The organism is Mycoplasma imitans ATCC 51306, assembly GCF_000518305.1.
Classification (GTDB): domain Bacteria; phylum Bacillota_I; class Bacilli_A; order Mycoplasmatales; family Mycoplasmoidaceae; genus Mycoplasmoides; species Mycoplasmoides imitans.
In genome coordinates, this window is record NZ_KI912416.1 from 17,163 (window position 1) to 30,752 (window position 13,590).

General features: G+C 30.0%; 12 protein-coding genes. 11 read left to right on the plus strand and 1 reads right to left on the minus strand.

Features of this window, described 5'->3' with window-relative positions; genetic code table 4:
- Positions 1-4: 4 nt before the first annotated feature.
- The 3 genes from rplA to tilS are packed head-to-tail and all read left to right on the plus strand — an operon-like array spanning position 5 to position 2,112.
- Positions 5-685, plus strand: coding sequence for a 50S ribosomal protein L1 (gene rplA / locus P690_RS0102670; RefSeq protein ID WP_027122232.1), 681 nt, complete (start codon positions 5-7; stop codon positions 683-685).
- A gap of 28 nt (positions 686-713) precedes the next feature.
- Positions 714-1,265, plus strand: coding sequence for an aminoacyl-tRNA hydrolase (gene pth / locus P690_RS0102675; RefSeq protein WP_027122233.1), 552 nt, complete (start codon positions 714-716; stop codon positions 1,263-1,265).
- Complete coding sequence (tilS, locus tag P690_RS0102680) at positions 1,249-2,112, plus strand: tRNA lysidine(34) synthetase TilS (RefSeq protein ID WP_027122234.1); 864 nt, start codon at positions 1,249-1,251, stop codon at positions 2,110-2,112. Before pth ends, tilS begins: the two co-directional genes overlap by 17 nt.
- Positions 2,113-2,209: 97 nt before the next feature.
- Here the strand turns inward: tilS and P690_RS04190 are convergent, their stop codons facing one another.
- On the minus strand, positions 2,210-3,082 hold the full coding sequence (locus P690_RS04190; protein ID WP_027122235.1) for a hypothetical protein: 873 nt from the start codon (positions 3,080-3,082) through the stop codon (positions 2,210-2,212).
- A gap of 326 nt (positions 3,083-3,408) precedes the next feature.
- Between P690_RS04190 and P690_RS04055 the strand changes: the two genes are divergently transcribed.
- From P690_RS04055 to P690_RS04065, 8 genes are all read left to right on the plus strand, one after another.
- Complete coding sequence (locus tag P690_RS04055; protein ID WP_245576676.1) at positions 3,409-5,403, plus strand: PTS fructose transporter subunit IIABC; 1,995 nt, start codon at positions 3,409-3,411, stop codon at positions 5,401-5,403.
- A 30-nt stretch (positions 5,404-5,433) separates the two neighbouring features.
- Positions 5,434-5,880 carry a hypothetical protein gene (locus P690_RS0102695; protein ID WP_027122236.1) on the plus strand — a complete coding sequence of 149 codons (447 nt, stop codon included), beginning with the start codon at positions 5,434-5,436 and terminating at the stop codon, positions 5,878-5,880.
- Positions 5,828-6,778 (plus strand): type I phosphomannose isomerase catalytic subunit, encoded by a 951-nt coding sequence (locus P690_RS0102700; RefSeq protein ID WP_027122237.1) that lies wholly within the window; start codon positions 5,828-5,830, stop codon positions 6,776-6,778. The genes P690_RS0102695 and P690_RS0102700 overlap by 53 nt, the downstream gene beginning before the upstream one ends.
- A gap of 919 nt (positions 6,779-7,697) precedes the next feature.
- On the plus strand, positions 7,698-8,093 hold the full coding sequence (gene cas9 / locus P690_RS04530; RefSeq protein WP_245576678.1) for a type II CRISPR RNA-guided endonuclease Cas9: 396 nt from the start codon (positions 7,698-7,700) through the stop codon (positions 8,091-8,093).
- Complete coding sequence (cas9, locus tag P690_RS04060) at positions 8,071-11,520, plus strand: type II CRISPR RNA-guided endonuclease Cas9 (protein WP_245576680.1); 3,450 nt, start codon at positions 8,071-8,073, stop codon at positions 11,518-11,520. The genes cas9 (P690_RS04530) and cas9 (P690_RS04060) overlap by 23 nt, the downstream gene beginning before the upstream one ends.
- Positions 11,521-11,639: 119 nt before the next feature.
- Positions 11,640-12,515, plus strand: coding sequence for a type II CRISPR-associated endonuclease Cas1 (gene cas1 / locus P690_RS0102715; RefSeq protein WP_027122239.1), 876 nt, complete (start codon positions 11,640-11,642; stop codon positions 12,513-12,515).
- Positions 12,502-12,831, plus strand: coding sequence for a CRISPR-associated endonuclease Cas2 (cas2, locus tag P690_RS0102720; protein ID WP_027122240.1), 330 nt, complete (start codon positions 12,502-12,504; stop codon positions 12,829-12,831). The genes cas1 and cas2 overlap by 14 nt, the downstream gene beginning before the upstream one ends.
- A partial coding sequence (locus P690_RS04065) for a hypothetical protein (protein WP_036459638.1) occupies positions 12,831-13,590 on the plus strand: 760 nt, incomplete at its 3' end. The genes cas2 and P690_RS04065, both read left to right, overlap by 1 nt.

The window sequence follows — 13,590 nt, forward strand, 5'->3', positions numbered from 1 at the left end:
AACAATGGCGAAGAAATTAACTAAGAAAACTAAAGCTGCGCTAAGTAGTTTTGATCCTAAGCAAATCTATGATTTAGATAAGGCAATTGAAATTGCTAAAAAAACTTCAATTACTAAGTTTGAAAGTTCAATTGATGTTGCAATTAAATTAAACTTAGATACAACTAAAGCTGATCAACAATTAAGAGGTGCAATTTCATTACCTCACAACGTTTCAAAACCAATCAGAATCTTAGCAATTACTGATCAACAAGCTGAAGCTAAACAAGCTGGTGCTGATTTTATTGGTGAAATCGATAAGATTAATGAGATTAAGACTGGTTGAATGGACTTTGATGTGATTATTACCAACCCTAAGTTTATGATCGAATTAGGTAAACTAGGTAAAATCTTAGGTCCAAAGGGATTAATGCCTAACCCTAAAACTGGTACAGTTACTCAAGATATTGCAACTGCAATTGCTGAATATAGAAAAGGTAAGAAAGAATACCGTACAGACACATTTGGTAATATCCACATGACTGTTGGTAAACAATCAACCGACACACAAAAAATTGTTGAAAACGTTAACGCGTTACTTGACTTAATTAAATCAAGAAGACCAAGTGCTGTTAAAGGTGTATATATCCAAAACATCTCAGTATCTTCAACGATGGGTCCAGGAGTTAAAGTTAAAATTAATTAGGTTAGACCTAATTAATTTTTTTGTCGTTATGAAACTTATTGTTGGTTTAGGCAATCCTGGTTTTGAATACGAACATACCCGACATAATATTGGTTTTAAAGTTATTGATAAGCTTTTAGATGTGTTTCATCTAGAATTAAACAAAACTCAATTTAACGGAATGTACGTAAAGCATGATGATTTTATTATTGCTAAGCCATTGACCTATATGAACTTGTCAGGTAATTTTGTTCGCGAGTTAGTTAACTTCTACAAAATCAAGTTAGAAGATATTTTAATTATTCATGATGAACTAGCTTTTGATCTTGGGGTTGTGAGATTAAAACAAAACGGATCAGCTAACGGACAGAAGGGTGTAGCTAATATTATTGCTCAGTTAGGTACCCAAAATTTTAAGCGGGTTCGCATTGGAATTAAAAATCAATATTTAAAAAATATTGCATCTTTTGTTTTAAGTAAATTTTCTCACAGCGAAGCAGTCCAATTAGATGGTGCGATTGCTTCAGCTAGTGTGATTGCATACGATTTTATTAAATCAAACAAAACTTTTAGCCAATTAATGAATGAATACAATCAATAAAAAACAATACTTAATTGGCGTATCAGGTGGACCAGATTCGATCTATCTACTAGATAAATATCAAGATGAAATTAAAGTTGTTTGTCATGTTAACTATAACAAACGGCAAACAGCTTTACGTGATCAATTAATTGTTTATAACTATTGTTTAAGACGCAATATTCCATTAGAAATCTTAACAATTTCTAGCAATCATAACTATCACAAAAATTTTCAAGATCAAGCTAGAAAAATTCGTTATGATTTCTTATTAGACGTAGCTAAAAAATTTCAAGTAGATCAATGCTTAATTGCACATCAAAAGGATGATTTTTTAGAAAACGCGACTATGCAATATGAAAAGAATCAAGATTTACTTTTTTATGGATTGCATAAGGATTCTAAATATCAATCATTAAAGCTATACAGACCACTACTAGATCTTTGAAAAGATGAGATCTTAGCTTTTTTAGACAAGCACAAAATTTCTTATGGAATTGATGAAAGTAATTTTTCATTAGTTTACAAACGTAATAAGATTAGAGCAGAACTTAGCAAGTTAACCCAAGAACAAAAACAAGAAAAATTAAATTTCTTTCTTAAACTTAATGAACAAAACAAAGCTAGGTATAAAAACTTAATTCAATTATTGTCTTCTTGAAATAACAATTATTTAGAACTAATTAATTTTTCAGAATACCACAATTTTATTTATCTTTGATTATCTCAAAACAATATCAAATACACTAAAAATAAAGCTGATAATATTTTAAGTTTCCTTAAGAAAAAAAATAAAAAACTGTTTAGATTAAAAGACGGCATTTTTCTTGGTAAAGAAAACGATAAACTCAAGATAATAAAAAAGTAGTTTTAAAAATAGAACACAAAAAAATCTGATCATACGATCAGATTTTTTTTGTATTTACTGTGTTGTTGTTTTTAATAAATTATTAACTTTGAATAATTTAGCGAGGTGATTGACCTGTTCTAGGTGCATATCCAATAGCTGGAGCTGTTGGGCTTGGAGATCTAGAAGGAACACCACTATTATTAGGAGGTAATAATCTGTTTGGTCTAATTACTGAAATTCCCTGTCTTTGGTTATACATTCCTTGTTGTCCCATTCCGGGTCTTAGATTATTAAAGTTCATTAATGCGTTGTTTCCTGGTGGTAATCCCATAGGGCGAACCATGTTAGGTCTTGGTTGCATTTGAGCAGCTTTTTTAGCGGCTTCTAATTGGTTTTTAGTTTCAACAAGTTTGTTGCTTAATTCTGTGTTAGAAGCTAATAATTTAGCATTCTGTGCATTCTTAGCATTTAATTGTTTAATGAATCAGTAAGCAAAGAAACCAAAGATTCCTAAACCAATTAAAACTAAAATCGATCCAATAGCTATCATCACATAAGAGTTTGTTTTTAATTGTTCTCTAAAGATCGTACCGAAATTAGTTGTATCGTTAATGAACTCACTAATATCAATTACTCTTTGTGTAATTGAACCTAATACGTAAGAAATAGCTCAAACACCAATTACAATCGCAAGAACACCAAACGTTGTTGCAATTATAAAGTATCAAACCAAACGACGATTAAGCTCTCTAGTTAACTTTTCTCAGAAAACAGATTTCTTAGCTGAATTAGCTGGTTGACTGTCAACTGCTTGTGCTTGTTGCGCAGGCTTCTTATGAAAGAATTCCTTAAATTTAGCAAAAAAGTTTATGTTACCATTTACTTTTTTCTCTTTAACCTTTTTTTGCTTAGGTTCTTTAGTTTTCTTAGTCTCTTGAGCCTTGCTAGCTTCGTTGTTTTTTCCCTTAAAAGGATTATTTGTTTTCACAGTTATTAAACCTTAATATAATTATTTGATTCATCTTAATAAATAAATTACAAGATTGCTCTTAAATATATTTAAAACTTCAGTTAAAAATATAGCAGATAATTTGCTAATGATATTTTAAAAAAATTTTTTAATTTATCTAACAATTTAATTCAAAATCAAACTATGAATAACCATATAATATGGTTCTATAAAAAATTATTTAAACTAGTAAAATATTTATTAAACTTTTATTAGTGATTAGTTATTAGATTTTTTATGCTCTAGACGATCCGCAATATATCAAGCGTCTATGAGTCATATTATGGAAGTATTATTACAAGGCAATGGAAATTAATAAACCAGAGTTCGTCTTTATTGATCTTAAAGAGAATAATAGAGACGCAATATTAAAAGAACTTTCTGTTCGTGCTGTAAATCTTAATTTAGCTTCAAATCAAAAAGATTTATACGAAGCTTTTATAGAAAGAGAAAAAGAATCATCAACTGCTTTACCAGATCTGTTTGGGATTCCTCATGCTAGATCTAAAGTTGTAAATCAACCAGCTTTATTATTTGCACGATTAAATGAAGCAGTTGAGTGAGATGCTGATAAGAAAAAAGTTAAATACTTGTTTGGTATCTTAGTTCCTGAAAACGCATCAAATACCCACTTAGAAATTATTTCTAATGTGGCAAAGCTAATCATGGATAAGAGTGCTAATGAAAAGTTAATTAAATCAAATGATCGCAATGAAATTTCTAAGATCATTGTTTCTTATCTAAATTCAGCTAAGAATCAAGATAATAACATTCAAACAAACAATAACTCAGATAAGCTGATTTTGGCTTTAACTGCTTGTCCTGTTGGGGTAGCTCATACTTATTTAGCTGCTGAAAAACTAAGTGAAACAGCTAAAAAAATGGGTTATCAAATTAAGGTTGAAACCCATGGTTCAGTTGGTACTAAAAACCCTTTCACAGAAGAAGAAATTAAAAAGGCTGATGTAGTTATAGTAGCTGCTGATATTGGTTTAGACACTTCACGTTTTGCTAACAAAAGAGTGTTTCAAACCACAATTAAACCAGCTATCCACGAACCTGAAAAACTAATCAATGAAGCTTTTGATAAGGCTACAGTAATCAACCAAAAGGGTTTTAATCAAACAACTTTAGGTCAAAACGTTAAACGTCCAGGGATTATGCGCCACATTCTAGCTGGGGTATCATACATGGTACCGTTTGTTATCCTTGGTGGTATCTGTATTGCGATTGCAATTGGTGTTGGTAAATTAATCTATGGCCAACAATATAATGCTGTTGAAGGCGACTTCTTTTTTTACTTACTTAAAATTGGGGTTGTCGCATTCACTTTAATGATTGGTGCACTTGGAGCATTTATAGCTAACTCGATTGGTGGAAGAGCCGCCATCGCTCCAGCATTTATTGTCTGTGTTTTAGCAAATACTCCTGAAGCTATTTTCCCGATTGCTGGTATTAAAGTTGTTACAGCAATGGGATTCATTGGATCAATCTTATTTGGTATCGCAATCGGGTTTACCGTAAAATGAATTAACACTTGAAGAATTCACAAAGCCTTAGCTCCAATCATGCCTGTATTTGTGATTCCATTGGGAGTAGGTTTATTCTATTCATTGATTGCTGTGTTCGTACTGGGTGCACCAATCGGTTTTGTAATGGACAAATTTATTAAAGCTCTTGAAAGTGCATTTAAAAACGGAAACATCGGTATAGGTCTAGGAATTGGATTAGGTATTCTAATTGGCGCAATGACCGGATTTGATATGGGTGGGCCTGTTAATAAGGTTGCATTCTTAACTTGTGCAACATTAATTACTTCAAACATTTATGAACCAATGGGAATGATGGCTGCAGCCATTCCAATTGCTCCATTAGGCATGGGATTATGTACATTAGTCTTCCGTAAGAAATTTAATGAAGGTGAAAAATCACTTGGTATTAGTGCAATTTTAATGGGAACTATTGGAATCTCAGAAGGGGCTATTCCTTTTGCGGTTGCTGATCCTAAGAAAGCAATTATCTCAAACGTAGTTGGTTCAGCTGTTGCTGGTGCTATCGCTGGAGCATTCGGTGTAACTTGTGCTGCTGCTCATGGTGGTCCAATCGTTGGTTTCTTATTAGCAGTATCATCTAACCGACCACAAGGATTAGCTTGAGGATTGTCTTTCTTCTTCTTAGCAATTATTGCTGGAAGTCTAGTAACTTGTTTCATGTATGGTCTATGAAGAACTAAACCAGCTGAAGAAGGTGTTGTTTTACCTGTTAATAAATGAGCTTTTTGAAGAAAGAAAAAAAGCTAATGTTAATGTATAAGGGCGGTTAGGGTATTTATGAAAAAGAAAATATTTAAAGACCAGAAACAGAAGAATAAATTTATCTTTATTTTACTGTTAGTAATCACTTTAATTGCTTTATTAGTCGGTATCGTTCTATTAGCACTTAATAGTGCTAACTACAACGATCAAGTTTCTAGAACTAGGGATTATTTAGTTTTACAAAGTGATAAAACTGCAATCGAAAATGCCAACTTTAATATGGAAGGCTTAATGCTTGGTAAGTTCAAAGGCTTATTAATGTACGTTAAAAACCAGGATGAACTAAACACAACTGTAGCTAAAATTATTCAAGACAATAAGTTAATTAGTACAATTGATGCACCAGCATTTACCTATGGTATCTTTATGGTTTTAGTTGGTATCTTAACTGGTTTAGCAACTATCCTATTTGGTAACAGCACATTTAATAAAAAATACCAAAAAGAAGATGCACAAGCCTAAGGTTTTAAAGTTAACTCCACATTTTGAATACCGCGTTTGATCTGGGGATAAGATTAAAACTTTGTTTAATCTTGACCAAGACAAGATTGGCGAAGCTTGAGTGATCTCGGCACTTGATAACAAATCAGCTAAAATCAGCTCAACACAAACATTATTACAGTTCTACCAAGATAAGGATAATGATTACTTTTTTAACTCATATAATTTAAAAAATGAGTATCCTTTATTAGTTAAAATCATAGACGCTAAAGATGATTTATCAGTCCAAATTCATCCTGATGATCGTTATGCTAAACAGTTTAACTCGTTAGGTAAAACTGAATGTTGGTATATCCTTGATACCAAAAAGGATAACAAGATCATTTTTGGGCATAAAGCAAAAACCATTGATCAATTTAAATCAATGGTTGATCATAAACAGTGGAACGATCTCTTAATAACCAAACCAATAAAAAAAGATGATTTTATCTACGTTCCATCAAAAAAGATTCATGCGATTAAAGCTGATACTTTAATCTATGAATTACAACAATCATCCGATATTACCTATCGGGTATATGATTATGATCGTTTAGATCAAAATAAGAAACGCGAACTACACCTAGATCATGTGTATAAGCTAGTTGATTGTCCTGATCTTGATTTGTCTAAAGAAGATATAAGTAATAAGTCTGATTATTTAGTTGCAAATGATCTTTTCAATCTAGTTAAGATTGAAAACAAAGATCAAAATACATACAAGTTTGATGATGCTCAATGAGTTCAATTAACCGTGATTAAAAATCACGGAACAATAAATGATCTACAAGCCAACCTATATGATTCATTTATTATTGCTCATAATGAACCAGTTGTAATCAAGGGGAATATCACTTGTTTAATCTCTTACGTTAAATAAACAAAGATAAATAAGCATGAACTTAAGGGTTTTCTAGTTCGTGCTTATTTTTTTAATATGTTGATAAATTAAAGAAAAACACGAATTAGTTTTTCTAATTCATGTTTTTTATTTATAAAATGATCTTCAAGAATAGCAATTTACTGGTATATTAAATATCTCAAGCTAAATAACTGCTACTAGAAAAAGTTAGAACAAATTAACCAGTTTAACCATTTATTGTGTTCTATCTTTATACGACGTATAGCATTCTTTAGTTCTGCTAAATTATTTTGGATATAAGTGATTCCAACAAAGTTATTATCAACCACAAAATCAAAATCTAAATCTCCTTGTTATTTAGGATCATTAATTTTTTCTTTATCACTAGCACTTAAGTGTTGGGCACTAACCACACCGTTTAGTAATTTAACAACTTCACCTTGTTTATTAGTCGCTAAAAGATATGTAGCAGAACCATTATGAATCGGGTATTAGTCCTATAAAGGGCAATGCTTTTTATAAAGTTTTTGTCTTTTCGTGTTGTACCTCCTAATCTGTTAGATAAATCTTTATATCTAGTTTATTAGCTCTTCTCTAAACCCTAGCGACCTATCTTTTTTTATTATTTTTTACAAAAATTTATATACTAAAAGTTTTATTAGAAAAATGCTTTATTTATATTTCTATATAAAATATAAAGCCCTTTAAAGTCAATACTTTTTTAAAAGATATCTATGTTTTGTGTTCTTAGGTTTTTTATATAAAAATAGACAAAAACTGAGAAGCAAAACAATAGCACAGGATTTGAATTTTAAACTAATCTCTGTGTATCGATTAGTTAATGGTAACAAAGTAGTGATTAGTATCTATAATTTTTTTTAATTTTATCCCCTTGTGGGGGTAAAATATAAGAAGGATAAAAAATAGTCATATAAATATGAATAAGTCTATAAAATCAAAACCAGAAGTTACAATAGGGCTAGACCTAGGTGTTGGTTCAGTCGGTTGAGCAATTGTTGATAACGATACTAATATTATTCATCATTTAGGGAGCAGACTTTTTAGTTCAGCTCAGACAGCAGAAGAACGTCGAGGTTATCGTGGTGCTAGACGTTTAATTAGAAGAAGAAAATACAAACTAAAAAAATTTGTGAATTTAATTTGAAAATATAATTCTTATTTTGGGTTTAAGAATAAAGAAGATATTGTCAACAATTACCAGGAACAACAAAAGATTTACAACAACGTGTTGGGTTTAAAATCAGAAGCTCTTAAAAAAACAAATTGATGCAAAAGCATTGTCTTGAATCTTGCACGACTACTTAAAAAATAGAGGTCATTTTTACGAAGATAATCGTGATTTTAACGTTTATCCAACAGATGAATTGGCTGATTACTTTGATCACTTTGGTTACTATAAAGGAATCATTGATAGCAATGAGGACAACGATGATGACGATGATAAACAAAAAGAAGATGAATTAACAAAATACAAATTCTCTAATCAGCATTGATTAACAGAAATCGAAAAAGCGTTATCGAATCAAACCAAGTTACCAGAAAAATTCAAAGAAGAATATGTATCATTATTTAGTTATGTAAGAAATTATTCTCAAGGTCCTGGTAGTATTAACAGCGCTTCTCCTTATGGTATTTATAATTTAGATAAAAAACAAGGGAAGATTGTTCAAAAGTATAACAATATTTGAGATAAGACGATCGGTAAATGTAGTGTGTTCCCTAACGAATATCGAGCTCCAAAAAATTCGCCGATTGCAATGATCTTTAATGAAATTAATGAGTTAAGCACGATTAGAAGTTATTCTAGTTACTTAACTGGTTGGTTCATTAATCAAGAATTTAAAAAAGAATATTTAAACAAACTTTTAGATTTTGTTATTAAAAATGATGGCAAAAAGCCAATCGATGCAAAGGGATTCAAAAAACTAAGAGAGGAAACAATTGCTGAATCAATTGGCAAGAAAATACTTAAAGAGGTCGAAAGTGAAGAAAAACTAGAAAAAGACGACCATAAGTGAAAGCTAAAGGGATTAAAGTTAAATACAAAGGGTAAAATCCAATATAACGATCTTTCTTCGTTAGCGAAATTTGTTCACAAGCTACAACAACACCTTAAGCTTGATTTCTTATTAAAAGATCAATACACAACTTTTGATAAACTAAACTTCTTGCATTCATTATTTGTTTATTTAGGTACACATTTACGTTACAGCAACAGAATAGATTTAGCAAATCTAAATCAGTTTAGTGATAGTAACAAAATCTTCGCAAGAGTCTTAAGAGAACAAAAAGATGGTTTATTCCAACTTTTTGAACAAACAAATAAGAACGACGAAAAGATATTATCTGCAACACACTCTTTATCTTCTAAAGCGATGCTATTAGCCATCACTAGAATGACCAATTTAGACAATGATGAAGATAATAAGAAAAATAATGATAAAGGGTGGAATTTTGAAGCAATTAAAAACTACGATCAAAAGTTTATTGATATCATCAAGCAAAACAATAATGTAAGTTTGAAACAGGATAAACGATATTTAGATGATCGGTTTATTAATGATGCTATCTTATCACCTGGGGTTAAAAGAATTTTACGTGAGACGACAAAAGTATTTAATGCTATTATAAAGCAATTTTCTAACGAATATGATATTACTAAAGTTGTTATCGAATTAGCTAGGGAATTATCTGAAGAAAAAGAACTTGAAAACACTAAAAACTACAAGAAATTAATTAAGAAAAATGGTGATAAAATCTCAGAGCGCCTAAAGGATCTAGGTATTCCAGAGCGTGATATTGAAATAATTTTAAACAGTCCAAGTAAAAGCTATAAAGTTTTGCTTTGATTACAACAAGAACATATTGATCCTTATTCATTAAAAGAGATTGCTTTTGCTGATATTTTTGATAAAACCGAAATCGATCACATCATTCCTTATAGCATTTCGTTCGATGATTCTAGTAGTAATAAACTACTAGTATTATCAGAATCTAACCAAGCTAAATCAAATCAAACGCCTTATGAATTCATTACTTCAGGGAATGCTGGAATTAGTTGAGATGAGTATGAGTATTATTGTCGTAGATTTAAGGATGGTGATCCTTCATTATTAGATAGCACTCAACGAAGCAAAAAGTTTGCAAAGATGATGAAAACTGATACTTCTTCTAAATACGACATTGAGTTCTTGGCAAGAAATCTTAATGATACAAGATATGCAACCATCGTCTTTAGAGATGCATTAAAAGATTACGCAAACAATCATTTAGTTGAAGACAAACCAATGTTTAAAGTGGTGTGTATCAATGGTGGTGTAACTTCATTTCTGCGTAAGAATTTCTATGCTGAAAGTTGATATGCAAAAAAAGATCGTAATAAATACATTCATCACGCAGTGGATGCTAGTATTATTGCCATCTTCTCAAATGAGACAAAAACCTTTTTTAATCAAATCACACAGTTTGCTGACTATAAACTTTTCAAGGGAACTGACGAAATTTGAAAAAAGGTTGATCCCAAGACTGGTGTAGTTAGTGAAGTTACGGATAACAACTGAAAACAAATTAAGATTCGTAATAAAGTCTCTGAGATCGGCAAAATCATCGACAAATATATCCACGACAGTAATATTGACGGTAAGACTAGATATTCTAGAAAAATTGAAAATAAAACAAACCTTGGTTTATTTAACGATACGATTTACTCTGCTAAAAAGGTTGGTTGCGAAAAATCAGACAGCAATAAAAATCTTAAAAACGTTGATATCGATGAGAGTGTAGAAAACAACAAAAATTATAAGGTTCAAAATAGGGGTCGACAACAATTCGTTTATCGAACGTTGGTTAATGTTCCATTATTAAATAATGATAAGTTAGCTGATTTGTTTGCTAAAAAAGAAGACATCTTAATGTATTCGGCTAATCCATGGGTTATAAATTTAGCTGAAAAAATCTTTAGCAAATACACTAAAGAAAAGAAAATTAAAAGCCAAAATGTATTTGCAAAATACATGTGAGATTTAATTAAAGATTTCCCTGAGAAATTTTCACAAGATTTCATCGAATCAATGTTAAGAAATAAAACTGCGATTATCTACAATGATGAAAAGCTTATATTCCACCGTATTAAAAGATTAAAGGTGTTTAGCTCATTACTAGAAGAAGATAAGCTACGCAATGTAATCATTAGATCTGAGAATCAAAGCAAAACCAAAATTTCATATCAAGATTCGATCAAGTCAATCGGTTTAATGATTATGAAAAGTGATGATCCTACTGTAAAAAAACAATATATACGTGTTCCATTGAATACACTAAACCTTCATTTTGGTCACCCTGATTTTGATATCCATAATAAAGATGCTTATTTAAAAAACTCTAAGTTTCTTAATTACTTAAAAATAAATAAAATTGAAGATGAATACAAACCTTGAAGGGTTTTAACACCAGGAACGCTTTTAATTGATAAAAAGGATAAGAAGCTTATGTATATCTCATCTTTCCAAAACTTGAATGATTCAATTGAAATTAAAAATTTAATTGAAACTGAGTATGAAGAAAACAAAAATAACGATCCTAAAAAAGAGAAGAAAGTAAAACGTATCAGAAAAAGTTTAAACACTCTTTTAAATGATTACATACTACTTGATGCTAAAAATAATTTTGATCTATTAGGGTTAAGCAAAAACATAATTGATAACATTTTAAAAAGTAAGCTTGACAAAATAGTAAAATAGGTTAAACTAATTAGGACAATAATTATTGCTTACACAAGTATTGTCGTGCTAAAATAAGGCGCTGCTAATGCAGCTGCCGTATCCGCCAGAGTATTTTTTACTCTGGCTTTTTTATTATTATGTCTAAAAAAGTACTTGAAGTTTCTGAAACTGAATTTATTAGCTTGTATCTAGATACGTTAATTGTTAGAAAACACGGAGCTAGAATCACCCTACCACTAAAAACTTTGGATACAATTCTTATTACTAATCCGTATTGCAACATATCAGTTCCTTTATTAAATAAAATTGTTGAAAACAATATTAATCTGATTGTGTGTAATACTAAGTTTCAACCAACTATGCAAATTTTACCAATTAGTTCGTATTATTCAAATAAGAATTATTTGTGGCAAATCAGATGAACTGATGAACATAAAAATGGGATTTGAAAACAACTTGTAAAATTAAAGATTATTAATTATGCAAGGTTGATTCATCATTTGAATATAACAACCAATGATAATACCGAAAAACTAACCGATTATTACACCAATGTGGTGGATGGCGATTTAAACAACTGTGAAGGTCACGCAGCTAAGCTCACATTCAAATTGTTATACGGCGAGGATTTTAGTCGTTCACAAAAAGACGATATCATCAATAAATATCTAAATTATGGTTACATCGTTTTAATGACTTATGTTTCACGCACATTAGTAAAGAATGGCTTAGATAATAGAATTGGTATTTTTCATAAGAGTTTTAACAATCATTTTGCATTATCATGCGACATTATGGAACCTTTTAGGCCAATTATTGATTATTTAACCTTTTCTTATTTGGTTAAAGATCAAAACGATGATTTTAAATCATATAAAAAAGATCTATTTATATCTTTTGAAAACTTTGTGTTTCCAAACAATAAAAACCTTAATCAAGTTATTGATATGTTAGTTAAGGCTATTATAAATAACAACATCAACGAAAGGGATTTCAAAATTGATTGAAGTTAATAGTAGGTATATGAGAATCTTAATTTTTTATGATATTTATGAGACTGAAGAAGTTGACAAGCTTGCTAAAAAGTTTCGCGAAAACTTAATCTCTTTAGGTTATTTTATGATCCAATATTCAATATATTGTAAGTGTATTGGTTCACACACGATGTATGATTACGAGATTAAAAAGATTCGTAAAATCTTGCCGCTAAAAGCAAATGTAAGAATTTTATTATTGTCTGAAAAACAATATCAAAACATGGTGATAATAAGTGGTGAAAAAAACCTTAACGAAATTTACAACGATCGAGAGGATTACATAGAGATCTAATGAAAATCAAAACACATAATAAAGAAATTGATGATTTTAACGGCTTATTGTTAATCGACGTTAAAAACACTAGTGAATATCTTAAACGTTTATACATGTACGAGAAACAACATGAAACCAGCGTGTTTGAGATAAACAATGTCGATATTGATATTACCGATTGTCTAATCATCACACCATTTAGTAAATATAGTGATTTGATTAGCTATACATCTAAAAATATATTTACTAAACTAGTGGGTAACATTAACTTCGACCAAGACAAAATTTTGAACGAAGAATATATTAATAAAGAAGTTGTCAATAAACTTAATGAAACATTAGGTCGCAATATTGTTTCGTTAGATACTTCTTACTCTAAGATTTTGAAATCAATAATTAACATTTCAGATGATTATATTGATCATGAATTTATTTATTCATATCTGGAGTTATTACATTGATCAAAAGAAATTAAAACAGTTATCCTTAAAGACTTTGATAATATCGATCTAAAAAGGTTGAGTAACCTAACTCAAACTACTAATCTGATCATTATGAAGAATGATATTATCTATGATCTTGAAAAACATTTTGAGTTTTTTGAGACATACTGTTTGGTTGATCATGATTATGAAAATTTGATTAAGATTGATAATATGCCTTCTTTTGAGTATTTATTAGAAGATATTTTTAAAGTTATGGTTGATGATGAATTTAAGGCCAAAATGTCTTTTCATCAGCTAGAAATAGTGAAAAAAGAATTAAAAAAATACATTA